We start from the raw sequence: 14,062 nt of genomic DNA on the forward strand, positions 1-14,062 counted from the left end.
TCAGGTCTTCAAAGGAACGGGTTGCCTTCGCATATCGCGAACGAAGCTTCCGAATTCATTGGTAATACAATCATGCCAACCCGGAGGCTTGTCTGTTACCCCGCCGTAAATCGACGGCCAGCCTGTCCCGGCGGGAGAGACATGCTGACGAACGGCCACGCCTGCCTGTTTCAGGCGATCGGCGAAGCCAAGCGTTTCATCGCGGAGCGGGTCATCTCCGGCGGTGAAGATCAGTGCGGGCGCGACGCCCGAAATACGCGAGCAGAGGCACGGCGCCGCATAGGGATGACAGCCGCCACCGCTGAGATAATGGCTCCAGCCCTGCGCCCAGCGCTCCCGCATGCCGATGGCATCGGCCTCGCGGATCGACTTCGATCCCATGAACGGATCGACCAACGGCGAGATCAGCACCTGCCCGTCGAGCGCGTCGGCATAGTGGTCTCGCGCCTTGAAGGCGACGCTGGCGGCGATGTTGGCGCCCGCCTCCTCGCCGGCGACGAGCAGTGCGGAATTGCGGTCGCCGAGACCCGAGGCGCGTTTGTTGGCCATGTAGGAAAACAGCGAGTAGCCGACCTCGAGAGGCTTCGGAAAAACGCCGCCGAACGGTGCGTTGTAATCGGCCACGACGACGATGGCGCCGGCCCGCGCAATGCTTTCCGCGACGGCGTTGTCCTGCAGTCCCGAGGACTGGAAAGCACCGCCGTGGAAATACAGGACGATCGGCGAACCCTTGCCATATTCGGCGCCCTGATAGATACGCGTCGACACGGGGCCAATGGCCACCTTGTCGAACACCATGTCTTTCACTTGCACCGTCATCGTATCGATCCTTGCGTCGCTGGTGTAATATTGCTGATGCAACATATTGCCCCAGGCGACGGCTTGCAATTTCTGAAAAAAAGATATTGTTATTCCACTCACGGAATAAGAAGCCTCTATGCGATTACACTGTTCCGTATTTCGAACAATACCGCACTGCAACCTAGTCAGGTGAATTCCGATGGACCAGCTCTCGGCAATGCGCGCTTTCATTCGCGTCGTGGAGACAGGCAATTTCACACGGGCCGCCGACACGCTCGCCATGCCCAAGGCGACGGTGACCAATCTCATTCAAGGGCTTGAAGCACATCTGCATACCAAGCTCCTCAACCGCACCACCCGCCGCGTCATGGTGACCACCGACGGCGCGCTCTATTACGAGCGCGCGGCCCAGATCGTCTCAGAGATCGCCGAGCTGGATGGCAGCCTCACCAACTCGCAGGGGCTTCCCAACGGACGACTGCGCGTCGAGATGGCCGGCGCCTTCGCCGACTGGATCGTCGTGCCGGCGCTCTGCGATTTCTATCAGAAATATCCCGATATCCGCATCGACCTGGGCGTCGGCGACCGGACCGTCGATTACCTCGCGGAGAACGTGGACTGCGCGCTCCGCGCCGGCACGCCGACCGACCAATCCCTGATTGCGCGCCGCGTATCCGAGGTGGAGCTGATCACCTGCGCCTCGCCGCTCTATATCGAGAAGCATGGCGTGCCGGCGAGACCGGAAGAGCTTGAAAACGATCACTATTCCGTAAGCTACTTCCGTGCCCAGACCAACCGGACGCTTCCGTTCGAGTTCCGCAAGGACAACGAGGAGTTGGAGATCAATCCGCGCTACCTCGTCTCCGTCAACGACAGCAGGACCTTCGTGGCGGCAGCCACGAGGGGGCTCGGTATCGCGCAATTACCGCGCTTCATGATCCGCGACGCGCTCGAAAGCGGTGAACTGATACAGGTGCTGCCGGAATGGAACCGTGAACCGCTCGGGCTCTACATCGTCTACCCCCCGAACCGCCACCTCAGCAACAAGGTCCGCGTCTTCGTCGACTGGATGGTCAAGCTCCTGACCGACGCCAAGCTGGACGCCCGCTGACAGAACTGCGGCCCGCGAGGCGTTTACCTTCAACGGGCCGCAACCATGTGTTTTGCCATTTCTTCTTTCACTCTCTGCCGGGTCACCAGGGAACAATGGCTCGGCAGTCGTTGAGGTCTGACGCGCGGAATTGGAGGAGTTCCGCACATCCCTACATTGCTAATATAGACAATCATGATGCAAATGTAAGAGGATATTGCAGGCCCGCCGCCTCAAGCCCGAGCGCTCCCCTATCCTCTTCCAGATGCTGGCATTTTTCAGCACACGATATCCACAACAGGGGCCGGCTCGAAGGCGAGCGGCCCGAAAGCCGCCCACCCCGACGCACAAATCAGATCATGCCGCCATTGGCGCGCAGCACCTGGCCGTTGATCCACGAACCATCGGGACCGGCGAGGAACGACACCGCCGCGGCGATATCCTCGGGCGTGCCGAGCCGCTCCAGCGGGTTCATCTTGGCCATCCGCGCCACCAGCTCATCCGACTTGCCATTCAGGAAGAGATCGGTGGCCGTCGGCCCCGGTGCGATGGCATTGATGGTGATCTCGCGGCCGCGCATTTCCTTGGCCATGATCGCCGTCATCGTCTCGACGGCGGCCTTGGTCGCGGCATAGACGCCATAGGTCTCGAGCTTCAGCCCGACCACCGACGTTGAGAAATTGACGATCCGGCCGCCATCGCGCAGCCGCTTGCCGGCCTCGCGCAGCGTGTTGAACGTGCCCTTCAGATTGACGTCGATCATGCGCTGGAAATGCGCGTCGTCGGCATCTGATATCGGAGAGAGCGCCATGATGCCGGCATTGTTGACCAGCACGTCGACCCCGCCGAACGCCGCCTCGGCCGCGTCGAACATCCGCCGCACGGCCTCCGCGTCGCTGACATCGGCCTTCGCCGTCAGCGCCCTGCCGCCGCGTTTTTCAATCACGACAGCGAGTTCCTCGGCCGGCGTGGCGTTGCCGGAGTAGTTGATCACGACGGTAAACCCGTCGCGCGCAAGCCGATCGGCGACCGCCGCTCCGATGCCTCGGGATGCGCCGGTCACGATCGCGACCCTGTTTTCCGATACCGTCATTGTCGTTCTCCTTGCTTTGAAGCGCGATATCGCGCCGTTGGAGAGAAGATGCCGCTTTTCTCGCGGCGGATAATCATCCATTATTCGCCATCACTATCCGGAAGTAGCGAACAGACAGATGGACAGATTCGATGCCATGCGCGTCTTTTGCCGTATCGTCGAGCGACGCAGCTTCACCGCCGCCGCCGAGGATACCGGCCTGCCGCGCTCGACGGTGACCGACGCGGTCAAGCAGCTTGAGGCCCGCCTCGGCGTCCGCCTGCTGCAGCGAACGACGCGGCATGTGAGCCCGACGCTCGACGGCGAGGCCTATTACCGCCGCTGCCTGTCGATTCTCTCGGACATCGAAGACGCGGAAGGCGCATTCGCCGGCGCCAAGCCGAAAGGCATGCTGCGTGTCGACGTGCACGGCACGCTGGCGCGCCATTTCGTGCTGCCCAACCTGCCCTCTTTCCTCGAGGCCTACCCCGATATCGAACTCTACATGAGCGAGGGCGACCGCCTCGTCGATCTCGTGCGCGAGGGCATCGACTGCGTGCTGAGGGTCGGCATCCCCGCCGATAGCGACATGGTCGCGCGCCGCGTGGCGATGCTCGAAGAGGTGACGCTCGCCTCGCCCGCCTATCTCGCCCGCTACGGAACGCCGGAGCATCCCGACCGGCTCGACGGCCACCGCATGGTCGGTTTTCACTCCAGCGCCACCGGCACGCTGGTGCCGCTCGAATTTCTCGTGAGTGGCCAGATCCGCAATGTCACCTTGCCGGCGACGTTGTCGGTCAACGCCGCCGAAAGCTTCCACGCGGCGGCACGCCTCGGCCTCGGCATCATCCAGGTGCCGCGCTACCATGCCCAGCGCTACATTGATTCCGGCGAACTTATGCCCATCCTTGAGGACTTCCCGCTGACGAAAACGCCGGTTTCGCTGCTCTATCCGCGAAACCGCCAACTCTCGCCGCGCGTCCGCGTCTTCATCGAATGGTTGACGAAGGTCTTCGCGAGGCAAACATAGTCATACGATCAAGACGTCGGCAAACCCCATCACCGGGAGCGAGACCATGACCATCACAGACATATCAGTGAATGCGCGCGAGGGCGGCTTTACCGTCATGTTCGGCGACAAGACCGGCAACAGCATTTCCGTGACGCTTTACAATGCGGCGACACCCGGCCTGACCCGCGACAACGCCGTCGCCCACGCCCGCCATCTGCTGCTCGCGGCGCACGACGGCTCGGCCGGCGACGGTCCCCGCAGCAAGGACGCGGCAACGCTGGAAGAGGAACTGGACGAGGGCCTCGAAGACACCTTCCCGGCAAGCGACCCGGTTTCCGTCACCGGCTCGTCGATCCCGCTGCACGATCCGAAGCCCGGCCGATAGATCAGATGGACGACAGGACAGGCGCGCTCGGCGCGGCACCGATCGCGGGCGAAGCGCTCACCCGCTTCTTCGAGCGCGATGCGATCTCGGTCGCCCGCGAGCTGCTTGCCTGCCGCCTCACCGTCGGCGGCATCGGCGGACGCATCGTCGAGACCGAGGCCTATTTCCCCGATGACGAAGCCTCCCACAGCTTTCGCGGCCCGACGCCGCGCAACGGCGCCATGTTCGGCGGACCGGGGAATGTCTACATCTACCGCATCTACGGCATGCACTGGTGCCTGAACTTCGTCTGCACCCCCGGCTCCGCCGTGCTTATCCGCGCCATCGAGCCCGAGATCGGCATCGCCACGATGATCGAACGCCGTGGCACCGATGCGCTCGCTCAACTCTGCAGCGGCCCTGGCAAGCTCTGCCAGGCGCTCGACGTCACCATCGCCCTCAATGATCGCCTGCTCGACCGCGAACCCTTTTCGCTGACATCGACGGCACCGGCGCCGATCGTCAGCGGAAAACGCATCGGCATCACGAAAAATGCCGAAGCGCCATGGCGCTTCGGCATCTCAGGGTCCCGCTATCTCAGCAAGCCGTTTCGCTGATCACTCCATCACGGCACTGTGGTCCATGGCCGGCGCCACCTTGGGTTTGCGCAGCAGCAACACCAGCGGAATGACCGCCAGCGACATGATCATCAGCAGCTTGAAGTCATCGATATAGGCGATGACAGTCGATTGCAGCGTGATCAGCTCGTTGAGCGCCGCGCGACCTGCGGCGGTGAACGGGCTCATTCCCTGCGCGGCCGCGGCATCGAAAGCCCGGTTGAACGGCGTGACATAGGCGGCGATGTTCTCGTGGTTCACCTGCGCGTTTTCCACCAGCAGCGCCGAGACGATGGAGATCCCCACGCTCGAGCCGATGTTTCGCGACAGGTTGTAGAGGCCGGTCCCGTCGCCGCGCATCTCCGCCGGCAGTGTCGAAAACGCGATCGTCGTCAAAGGCACGAACAGGAAGCCCAGCCCGGCGCCCTGAATGAAGCCGACCGAGATGATCGTCCACTGCGAGACATCGGGCGTCCAGCCCGTCATGTCGTACATCGCCCATGCCGTCAGCCCGAGGCCAAGCACCAAAAGCAGGCGCGTATCCACCTTGCCGATCAGCCGCCCGACGATGAACATGCACAGCATCGTGCCCATGCCGCGCGGCCCCATGACGATGCCCGCCGTGATGACCGGATAGCCCATCAGCGTCTGAAGATAAGGCGTCATCAGCGCCAGCGAGGCCAGATAGGTGATCCCGATCACGAAGATGAAGATCATGCTGACGGAGAAGTTCCGATCGAGAAACAGCTTCGGATTGACGAAGGATTTCTTCGCCGTCAGCGTGTGGACGACAAGCAGATAGAAGGCCGCGGCGCAGATGATCGCCTCGATCATGATCTCGCCCGATGCGAACCAGTTCAGCTGCTCGCCACGATCAAGAAAGAGCTGCAGCGATGCGATGCCGAGGCTCATCATCCCGAAACCGAACCAGTCGAGCTTGGCGAGCGCGTCCAGCTTCGTCTCGGTGACGTAGATCATGATGCCGGCGAAGGCGAGCGCCCCGATCGGCACGTTGATGTAGAACACCCAGCGCCAGCTGATATTGTCGGTCAACCAGCCGCCGATGACGGGGCCGAGCACCGGCCCGACCATGACCGACACGCCGAACAGCGCCATGGCGGAGCCACGTTCCTCGGGCGTGTAGATGTCGAGCAGGATGCCCTGCGACAGCGGCACCAGCGATGCGCCGAACAGCCCCTGCATGAGGCGGAAGGCGACGATCTGGTTCAGCGATTGCGCCAGGCCGCACAGCACCGACGCGACGACGAAGCCGATGATCGCCGTCAGCAGAACCTTCTTGCGGCCGAACTTGGCGGCGAGAAAGCCCGACGGCGGCGTCATGATGGCGGCCGCGACGATGTAGGAGGTGAGCACCCAGTTGATCTGGTCGGCGCTCGCCGAAACGCTGCCTTGGATATAGGGCAACGCGACGTTGGCGATCGTCGTATCCAGCGCCTGCATGATAACGGCAAGGATGACGCAGGCCGTGATCATGCCGCGATTGGCGACCGGGGAAAAGGAGGCGGCGGCGGCGTTACTCATGATCTCCGCCCGAGCGGCCCAGAAGCTTGGACACGAAATCCGGCAGGCCGCGCGCACGACCGGTATCGACATCGACGACGGCGCTCATGCCGACGCGAAGCGGCGGCTTGCCGGCGGCATCCTCGATGCTGACGCGCATCGGGATACGCTGCACGACCTTCACCCAGTTGCCGGTCGTGTTCTGCGCCGGCAGCAGCGAGAAGCTGGAGCCGGAGGCCGGGCTGATGCTCTCGACCTTGCCCTTGAAGGTCACACCCGGATAGCTGTCGACATAGATGGTGGCCGTCTGGCCGGGCTTCACATAGGTGAGCTCGGTTTCCTTCGGGCTGGCGTCGATCCAGAGATTGTTGGTCGCGACCAGCGAGAAGGCCTGCGTCGATGCCTCGAGATAGGAGCCCGGCTGCAGGGAATTGACGTTGGTGGCGATGCCGTCGAACGGCGCCCGGACGACGCTGTGGTCGAGCTGGCGCTGCGCGTCGTCGACCTTGGCCTTGGCTTCGAGATAGAGCGGGTTCTGCTCGGCCGGCTGGTCGGCATTGCCGCCGAGCTGGGCGAGCGTGGCAGCCGCCTGCGCCTTGGCGACGGCAACCTTCTGCTGCCCGGCCTGCAGGTTGTGCTTGGCCTGGTCGAACGCCGTGCGGGTGGCCGCCGAGCTGTTCAGCAGGTTCTGCTGGCGGTCGAATTCGGTCTGGAAATAGGGAATGTCGGCCTCGGCCTGCGTGATCTCCGCCAGCGACTGCTGGTAGCTTGCCTCCAGGTTGAGGATCTGGTTGCGCACCGCGCCGAGCTGCGCCTTGGCGCCGTCGAGCGCGATCCTGAAGGAATCCTGGCGAAGGCTGAAGAGCACCTGGCCCTTCTTCACCGTTTCGTTTTCACGCACGTCGATCGTGTCGACGAGGCCCGAAACGTCGGTCGTCAGGCCCACCATGTCGGCCTTGATATAGGCGTTGTCGGTCGACATCACCTGGCCGCCATTGACGTAATAATAGCCGCCGACCACGAGCGCGACGGGCAGCAGCGCGAAAAGCACCGGGCGGGTCATGCCGCGCTTGCGGCGCGGCGGCGTGGTCACGGGCGGCGCGACGGCGGTGACAGGCGCCGTATTGGAGGATGGCGCCTCGGCGACGGTTTCCTCGCGGGGAGAAACCTCGTTCGTTTCGGCGGCGGTGTTGGCATCGGCGTCGGAAACGACGCGCAGGGGAGTTTTATCAGCCATGGTTGGTCTCGTTTTCGGCCAATGCCAGGGGGGTCCGGCAGGCCTGCACTAGGTTGGTCTTCATCTGCGACAGGATCTGGAAAAGCTGCTCCCGCTCTTCGGCGGCAACATCCTCCAGGGCTTCGCCTCGCGTCACATCGCCAAGTCCGCGCATTTCCGCCAGAAGCGGATGCGCCTCCTCGCGCATGTAAAGCAGCCAGATCCGGCGGTCCGTCGGGTGCTGGCGGCGCTCGATCAGCCCGCGCTCGGCGAGCTTGTCGAGAATGCGTACAAGTGTGATCGGCTCGATTTCCAGCATCTCCGCCAGCCCACCCTGGTGTATCCCCTCGTTGTTGGAGAGATACGCCAGCGCCTGCCACTGCGACGACGTCAGCCCGAGACACTTCGCCCGCTGCTCGAAACGCTTTCGAAGCAGACGTGCGACATCATGCAGGAGGAAGCCGAGGGGCGGATTGCTGTTCATTGAAGACTGCGCCAATAGTAAGCACACTTATAATGTGCCTAGATATATTGAGCAGGTGCAACATACAAGTCACCTCTGCTTGATATTCGTCATATGCGACCAAATTGTCGCACCCGGCTAACGAAAATGCCGGCGAACGCGTGGGAATGGAAGCGTCGCCCGGCACCCTTCATGATTTTATTGGCTCGGAGAATTTCAACCCACCGGGATTTGCAATTCGACGCGCCACCCGTTTATATTGAAATCCAGAGGCTTACCGGGAGAATTGCCCGGCCGACCGATGTCGACAGCATGCACGGCGCAAGCGGCATCCACGCCACGAGCGCCCAAAAGCAGTCCGCCGGCATTCAGACAGCATTGACAATAGGCGAGCGATCCGCGTCGCTCGAGCAGCGCCTGACATGAAACGCATTCCTTCAGCATGATCATGGCGGCGCGTTCGGCCGCCCGAATGGGGAGCCGCCATGCCTTTCTCGCTTCGATACGTCCTGGCCTTCAGCAGCGTCGCCTTCCTCCCCCTCGCCTCGTCCGCCCAGCAGGCCGCCGCCCCGCCCCCGCCGCCCGTCACCGTGGCCAAGCCCGTGGTGCGCGACGTCGTCGACAACGACGAGTTCATCGGCCGCTTCCAGGCGGTCGACGAGGTCGCGGTGCGCTCTCGCATCGGCGGCTATCTGAATGAGGTCGATTTCACCGACGGCGCGCTGGTGAAGAAGGGCGAAAAGCTCTTCGTCATCGACCAGCGCCCCTTCGTCACCGCGCTCAACGAAGCCAATGCCGCGCTCGAAGTCGCCAAGTCCACGCAGACCTACGCCGAGGCACAGTTCAACCGCGCGCAAAGCCTCGCCACCAGCGGCAGCCAGTCGGTCTCGACGCTCGACGACCGCCGGCGCGAATGGCTCACCGCCCAGGCCAATGTTCGCGGCGCCCAGGCAACGGCGGAACGCGCCGCGCTCGACATGGAATACACCACGATATCGGCGCCGCTCAGCGGTCGCATCGACCGCCGACTGATCTCCCCCGGCAATCTGGTGCAGGCCGACCAGACCATCCTGACGACCATCGTTTCGCTCGATCCGATCGATTTCTACTTCGACGTCGACGAACGCCGCCTGCTGAACTTCGCCGATACGGCGCGCAAGCTCGGCAAGGATCTGCAGCAGGGCGGCGGCGGCGTGCCCGTCATCGTGACGATTTCCGACCCGACCGCCAAGCCCTTCACCGGCAAGCTCGACTTCGCCGAAAACCGCATCGACAACGAAAGCGGCACCATCCGCATCCGCGCTCGGCTGGCCAATCCCGACCTGATCCTGCAGCCCGGCCTCTTCGGCCGCGTGCAGGTGGAGGCGTCCAACACCTACAAGGCGATCCTCGTGCCGGACGAGGCGATCGGCTCCGACCAGAACGAACGCGTGGTCTTCGTCGTCGGCCCCGACGGCAAGGTATCGACCAAGCCGGTGCGCCCCGGCCCGCGCCTCTATGGCTACCGCGTCATCCGCGAGGGCCTCGATGGCACCGAGACGATCATCGTCAACGGCCTGATGCGCGCCCGCCCCGGCGCCACCATCACGCCGCAGATGACCGAACTGCCGCAGGAGCGGCGCGACACCCCGCCGGATAACGCCGCGACGGAGACGCCACAATGAGGTTCGCTCATTTCTTCGTCGATCGCCCGATCTTCGCGGCGGTCATCTCGATCGTGCTCCTCGTCGTCGGCAGCATCGCCTATACGCAGCTGCCGGTATCGCAATATCCCGAGATCGCGCCGCCGACCATCGTCGTGCGCACCTCCTATCCGGGCGCCGACCCGCAGACCATCGCCGACACGGTGTCGACGCCGCTCGAACAGCAGATCAACGGTGTCGAGGACATGCTCTACATGTCCTCCTACTCCAGCGCCGATGGCGCCATGTCGCTGACCATCACCTTCAAGCTCGGCACCGATCTCGACAAGGTGCAGGTGCTCGTCCAGAATCGAGTATCGATCGCCCTGCCCCGCCTTCCCGAGGAGGTGCAGCGCCTCGGCGTCACCACCGACAAGAGCTCCCCCGACCTGATGATGGTGGTGCACCTGCTGTCGCCGTCGCATCGCTACGACCAGCTCTACGTCTCCAACTATGCCCGCAACCGCATCCGCGACGTTCTCGTGCGCCTCGATGGCGTCGGCGACGTGCAGGTATTCGGCGAGCGCCAGTATTCGATGCGCATCTGGCTCGATCCGCAGAAGCTCTCGGCCTACGGCATGACCTCCGATGACGTGGTCTCGGCGCTGCGCGACCAGAACGTCCAGGTCTCCGGCGGCAAGATCGGCGCACCGCCGGTCACCGGCCAGAACGCCTTCGAATATACGGTCAGAACCGACGGCCGCTTCTCCGACGTGCGCGAATTCCGCTACGTCATCGTCAAATCGACGGGCGCGGGCCGGCTCGTGCAATTGCAGGACGTCGCCCGCATCGAGCTCGGGGCGCAGGACTACGTCACCAACAGCTATCTCAACAACGACCCCGCCGTGGCGCTCGGCATCTTCGCCCGCCCCGGAACCAACGCGCTCGACACCGCGCGTCAGGTCCAGGCGATCATGAAGGATGTCGCCGAGACCTTCCCGCCAGGTCTGGAGTACCGCATCGTCTACGACACCACCGAATTCATCTCCGACTCGATCTCCGAGGTCTACAGGACGATCGCCGAGGCCGCGATCCTGGTGGCGATCGTCGTTCTCGTCTTCCTGCAATCCTGGCGAACGGCGATCATTCCGATCATCGCCATCCCGGTCTCCCTGATCGGCACCTTCGCCGTGCTGCTCGCCTTCGGCTTCTCGCTGAACATGCTGACACTGTTCGGCCTGGTGCTCGCGATCGGCATCGTCGTCGACGACGCCATTGTCGTGGTCGAGAACGTCGAGCGCAATCTCGCCCGCGGCATGTCGCCGAAGGAGGCCGCCCATGTGACGATGGACGAGGTCGGCACCGCCGTTATCGCCATCTCGCTGGTGCTGATCGCCGTCTTTGTCCCAACCGCCTTCATTCCAGGGATCTCAGGCCAGTTCTACAAGCAGTTCGCCGTGACCATCTCGGTCACCACCGCGATCTCGGCGCTGAACTCGCTGACGCTCTCGCCGGCACTCGCCGGCATTCTGCTGAGACGCCACGATCACCAGCACACGCGCAACAACATCGCGCTGCGTTTCGGACGCGGCCTTGCCAACGGCTTCAACCACGGCTTCGAGCGGCTGAGCTATGGCTACTCGTGGATCATCAGGCATCTGGTCAGAAGCTGGATCGGCATCACCTGCTCGCTGCTCGTCTTCGCCGCGCTGCTCGGCGCCACCTGGTTCATGAGCACCAAGGTTCCGTCGGGCTTCATCCCGACCATGGACCAGGGCTACGCGATCGTCGTCGTCCAGTTGCCCGATGGCGCATCGCTGGCGCGCACCGATGCGGTCGTCAAGCAGGTCGGCGATATCGCCCGCACGGTACCCGGCGTCGGCAATGCCGTGCAGTTCGCCGGCTTCAGCGGCGCCACATTCACCAACGCCTCCAACTCCGGCGTCGTCTTCGTGCCGTTCAAGTCGTTCGCCGAGCGCGAGGAAGGCGGCGAGACCGCCAACAAGATCATCGGCGAGCTGTTCGGTAAGCTGCAGAGCATCCAGGAAGCCTTCATCATCGCCGTGCCGCCGCCATCCGTGCGTGGCGTCGGCAATTCCGGCGGCTTCAAGATGCAGATCCTTGACCTTGAAAATCCCGACATGACGCGCGTGCTCGGCCTTGCCCGGCAGATGATGGGTGCGGCCGCGACGACGGAGGGACTGACCGGCGTCTTCACCACCTTCTCGGATGCCAGCCCGCAATATTATCTCGCCATCGACCGAGACAAGGCCCGTTTCCTCAACGTGCCGATCCCCAACATCTTCAACGCGCTGTCGATCAATCTCGGCGTCGCCTATGTCAACGACTTCAATGCCTTCGGCCGCGTCTACCAGGTCCGCGCCCAGGCCGACCGGCAATACCGCATGGACCGCGAGGACATCTTAGGCCTCAAGGTGCGCTCGGCCACCGGCGCGCTGGTGCCGCTCGGCACGCTGATGGATATCCAGGATTCCAGCGGCCCCGCCCTTGTCCAGCGCTACAACATGTATGTATCCGTGCCGCTGCAGGGCAACCCGACGCCCGGCACCTCGACCGGCGACGCGCTGAAGAAGATGGAGGCGCTGGCCGCCAAGATCCTGCCGCCGGGCACGACCTTCGAATGGACCGAACTCGCCTACCAGGAAACCAATACCGGCAACACGGCGGTCTACATCTTCGCGCTCTCGGTCATTTTCGTCTTCTTGGCGCTCGCGGCGCAATATGAAAGCTGGATATTGCCGCTCGCGATCATTCTGATCGTTCCGCTGGCCGTGCTTGCCGCGCTGATCGGGGTCTGGCTGAGAGGCATGGACAACAACGTGCTGACGCAGATCGGCCTGATCGTGCTGATCGGCCTTGCGGCCAAGAACGCCATCCTGATCGTCGAGTTCGCCCGCCAGGCGGAAGAGGAAGGCAAGTCGCCGGTGGAGGCTGCCGTCGAGGCGAGCCATCTGCGCCTTCGCCCGATCCTGATGACGGCGTTTGCCTTCATCTTCGGCGTGCTGCCGCTCGCCATCGCCACCGGCCCCGGCGCCGAAATGCGCCAGTCGCTCGGCACGGCCGTCTTCTCGGGCATGCTCGGCGTCACGATATTCGGGCTGTTCCTGACACCGGTCTTCTATGTCGCGCTGCGCTCGCTGCGGAGAAAGCCCGCCCGGCCGGCCGAAGCCGCCACCCCGGATACGCAAGCGCCGCCGGCCGAAGCCTCGTCATGAGGCTCGGCGGGCGAGTGTTCCCTCTTTCGAACGCCAGCCCGTGAACAGCTTTCGCAGCGGCTTTTCGATCAGCTCGTAAGCCATGGTTCCCCCTGCCACGCCGGCAACGACGCCGGCCGGCACGATGAGCACCGATGAGAAGCCCATCATCTGGCCCGCCTTGGCAACCACGGAGATCGCGAGCGTGTGCCAGAGATAGATGGAATAGGAAGCGTCGCCGAGATAGGTGAGCAACGGCACGCGGCCGAGGCCTCCGTCGGCCTCGAGCGAGACCATCCCGTAGACCAGCATCAACGCCAGCGGGCCGCAGATCCCGGCATTGAATTCGGCGCCCATCAGATAGATCGCGGCGAAGCCGGAAAGCGAGGCACCCACGCAGGCAAGCCCGAGGCTGATGCCAGCGATCCACCGGCGCAGCCACAGTTCGGCGAGAAACACGCCGCCGAGAAACTCCACGATGATCGGCCGGGTGTAGGTGTAGAGGGCCGGTGTCGCCGGCTGCAGGATCTGGCCAGCCAGGAAGAACCCGCCGAACAGGCCAAACAGGAAGGGCAGCCGCCATTTGCGCGGCAGGAACAGCGCGCCGGCGAAGAGAACATAAAAGAAGATCTCGAAATTCAGTGTCCACCCCTGCACCAGCACCGGCCAGATGTCGCCGGTGCTGGGCGACTGCGCCGGAATGAAGAACAGCGACGCAAGGATGTGCGATGTCGTCAGTTGCAGGTTCGGAAACAGCCCGGCCATGGCGCCGGCGATCATGATTGCCGTCACCAGCCAGTAGGACGGGGCGATGCGGCACAGGCGATCGACGAGAAAGCTCTGCGGCGTCATCGGCCGTCGCTCGCTGATCACCCACATGATGAAGCCGCTGATGACGAAGAACACATCGACACCGGCGGCCCCGATGGCGAAGTGTTCGCCCGACTTCTCGGTCGCATGAAAAACGACGACGGCAAGCGCCGCGAAGGCGCGCAGATATTGGATGCCGTAAAGGGTCTTCATCCGGTTTCCTCAAATGGCCGGTCAATGCCGGCCGACAATGCGGGTG

The 14,062-nt window shown here is 63.6% G+C and carries 13 protein-coding genes; 7 read left to right on the forward strand and 6 right to left on the reverse strand.

Translation table 11 applies throughout. From position 1 onward, the window contains the following. Complete coding sequence (locus tag GGQ67_RS13230; protein WP_183900618.1) at window positions 1–819, reverse strand: alpha/beta hydrolase fold domain-containing protein; 819 nt, start codon at window positions 817–819, stop codon at window positions 1–3. Between the two features lie 181 nt (window positions 820–1,000). Here GGQ67_RS13230 and GGQ67_RS13235 point away from each other — a divergent pair, with 181 nt between their 5' ends. Beyond that, complete coding sequence (locus GGQ67_RS13235; protein ID WP_183900619.1) at window positions 1,001–1,912, forward strand: LysR family transcriptional regulator; 912 nt, start codon at window positions 1,001–1,003, stop codon at window positions 1,910–1,912. Window positions 1,913–2,243: 331 nt separating this feature from the next. On the opposite strand, the gene GGQ67_RS13240 is transcribed toward GGQ67_RS13235, so the two are convergent. Beyond that, complete coding sequence (locus GGQ67_RS13240; protein WP_183900620.1) at window positions 2,244–2,984, reverse strand: SDR family oxidoreductase; 741 nt, start codon at window positions 2,982–2,984, stop codon at window positions 2,244–2,246. A 118-nt stretch (window positions 2,985–3,102) separates the two neighbouring features. On the opposite strand from GGQ67_RS13240, the gene GGQ67_RS13245 reads away from it, so the two are divergent. Genes GGQ67_RS13245 through GGQ67_RS13255 form a run of 3 tightly spaced genes read left to right on the forward strand, consistent with a single transcriptional unit; the run spans window position 3,103 to window position 4,956 of the window. Then, window positions 3,103–3,993: a LysR family transcriptional regulator gene (locus GGQ67_RS13245; protein WP_183900621.1), complete on the forward strand. Its 891-nt coding sequence runs from the start codon at window positions 3,103–3,105 to the stop codon at window positions 3,991–3,993. A 46-nt stretch (window positions 3,994–4,039) separates the two neighbouring features. Further along, window positions 4,040–4,360: a hypothetical protein gene (locus GGQ67_RS13250; protein ID WP_183900622.1), complete on the forward strand. Its 321-nt coding sequence runs from the start codon at window positions 4,040–4,042 to the stop codon at window positions 4,358–4,360. A gap of 5 nt (window positions 4,361–4,365) precedes the next feature. Next, on the forward strand, window positions 4,366–4,956 hold the full coding sequence (locus GGQ67_RS13255; protein ID WP_183900623.1) for a DNA-3-methyladenine glycosylase: 591 nt from the start codon (window positions 4,366–4,368) through the stop codon (window positions 4,954–4,956). Here GGQ67_RS13255 and GGQ67_RS13260 read toward each other — a convergent pair whose 3' ends face one another. From GGQ67_RS13260 to GGQ67_RS13270, 3 genes are read right to left on the reverse strand one after another with little or no spacing between them, the layout of a single operon-like run. Continuing rightward, window positions 4,957–6,498 (reverse strand): DHA2 family efflux MFS transporter permease subunit, encoded by a 1,542-nt coding sequence (locus tag GGQ67_RS13260; RefSeq protein ID WP_183900624.1) that lies wholly within the window; start codon window positions 6,496–6,498, stop codon window positions 4,957–4,959. It abuts the gene before it with no gap. After that, window positions 6,491–7,714 (reverse strand): HlyD family secretion protein, encoded by a 1,224-nt coding sequence (locus tag GGQ67_RS13265; RefSeq protein ID WP_183900625.1) that lies wholly within the window; start codon window positions 7,712–7,714, stop codon window positions 6,491–6,493. Before GGQ67_RS13265 ends, GGQ67_RS13260 begins: the two co-directional genes overlap by 8 nt. Further along, the gene (locus tag GGQ67_RS13270; RefSeq protein ID WP_183900626.1) at window positions 7,707–8,177 is read right to left on the reverse strand and encodes a MarR family winged helix-turn-helix transcriptional regulator; all 471 of its coding nucleotides are present in this window, start codon (window positions 8,175–8,177) and stop codon (window positions 7,707–7,709) included. Before GGQ67_RS13270 ends, GGQ67_RS13265 begins: the two co-directional genes overlap by 8 nt. A 126-nt stretch (window positions 8,178–8,303) precedes the next feature. On the opposite strand from GGQ67_RS13270, the gene GGQ67_RS13275 reads away from it, so the two are divergent. From GGQ67_RS13275 to GGQ67_RS13285, 3 genes are read left to right on the forward strand one after another with little or no spacing between them, the layout of a single operon-like run. Continuing rightward, window positions 8,304–8,582, forward strand: coding sequence for a hypothetical protein (locus GGQ67_RS13275; protein ID WP_183900627.1), 279 nt, complete (start codon window positions 8,304–8,306; stop codon window positions 8,580–8,582). Window positions 8,583–8,641: 59 nt separating this feature from the next. Next, a complete protein-coding gene (locus tag GGQ67_RS13280) occupies window positions 8,642–9,820 on the forward strand; it encodes an efflux RND transporter periplasmic adaptor subunit (RefSeq protein WP_183900628.1) in 1,179 nt (392 codons plus the stop codon). Further along, window positions 9,817–13,014, forward strand: a complete 3,198-nt coding sequence (locus GGQ67_RS13285; protein ID WP_183900629.1) for an efflux RND transporter permease subunit — start codon at window positions 9,817–9,819, stop codon at window positions 13,012–13,014. Before GGQ67_RS13280 ends, GGQ67_RS13285 begins: the two co-directional genes overlap by 4 nt. Here the strand turns inward: GGQ67_RS13285 and GGQ67_RS13290 are convergent. Further along, window positions 13,009–14,016 (reverse strand): acyltransferase family protein, encoded by a 1,008-nt coding sequence (locus tag GGQ67_RS13290; protein WP_183900630.1) that lies wholly within the window; start codon window positions 14,014–14,016, stop codon window positions 13,009–13,011. The two genes, GGQ67_RS13285 and GGQ67_RS13290, sit on opposite strands and share 6 nt — an antisense overlap. Window positions 14,017–14,062: the final 46 nt, after the last annotated feature.

The sequence above is a fragment of the Rhizobium metallidurans genome, assembly GCF_014196505.1.
Lineage (GTDB): Bacteria > Pseudomonadota > Alphaproteobacteria > Rhizobiales > Rhizobiaceae > Rhizobium > Rhizobium metallidurans.

Excerpts from the sequence above, each read along its gene's own strand:
- GGQ67_RS13230 (WP_183900618.1), bottom strand. The coding sequence starts at position 819 with ATGACGGTGCAAGTGAAAGACATGGTGTTCGACAAGGTGGCCATTGGC.
- GGQ67_RS13235 (WP_183900619.1), top strand. The coding sequence starts at position 1,001 with ATGGACCAGCTCTCGGCAATGCGCGCTTTCATTCGCGTCGTGGAGACA.
- GGQ67_RS13240 (WP_183900620.1), bottom strand. The coding sequence starts at position 2,984 with ATGACGGTATCGGAAAACAGGGTCGCGATCGTGACCGGCGCATCCCGA.
- GGQ67_RS13245 (WP_183900621.1), top strand. The coding sequence starts at position 3,103 with ATGGACAGATTCGATGCCATGCGCGTCTTTTGCCGTATCGTCGAGCGA.
- GGQ67_RS13250 (WP_183900622.1), top strand. The coding sequence starts at position 4,040 with ATGACCATCACAGACATATCAGTGAATGCGCGCGAGGGCGGCTTTACC.
- GGQ67_RS13255 (WP_183900623.1), top strand. The coding sequence starts at position 4,366 with ATGGACGACAGGACAGGCGCGCTCGGCGCGGCACCGATCGCGGGCGAA.
- GGQ67_RS13260 (WP_183900624.1), bottom strand. The coding sequence starts at position 6,498 with ATGAGTAACGCCGCCGCCGCCTCCTTTTCCCCGGTCGCCAATCGCGGC.
- GGQ67_RS13265 (WP_183900625.1), bottom strand. The coding sequence starts at position 7,714 with ATGGCTGATAAAACTCCCCTGCGCGTCGTTTCCGACGCCGATGCCAAC.
- GGQ67_RS13270 (WP_183900626.1), bottom strand. The coding sequence starts at position 8,177 with ATGAACAGCAATCCGCCCCTCGGCTTCCTCCTGCATGATGTCGCACGT.
- GGQ67_RS13275 (WP_183900627.1), top strand. The coding sequence starts at position 8,304 with ATGCCGGCGAACGCGTGGGAATGGAAGCGTCGCCCGGCACCCTTCATG.
- GGQ67_RS13280 (WP_183900628.1), top strand. The coding sequence starts at position 8,642 with ATGCCTTTCTCGCTTCGATACGTCCTGGCCTTCAGCAGCGTCGCCTTC.
- GGQ67_RS13285 (WP_183900629.1), top strand. The coding sequence starts at position 9,817 with ATGAGGTTCGCTCATTTCTTCGTCGATCGCCCGATCTTCGCGGCGGTC.
- GGQ67_RS13290 (WP_183900630.1), bottom strand. The coding sequence starts at position 14,016 with ATGAAGACCCTTTACGGCATCCAATATCTGCGCGCCTTCGCGGCGCTT.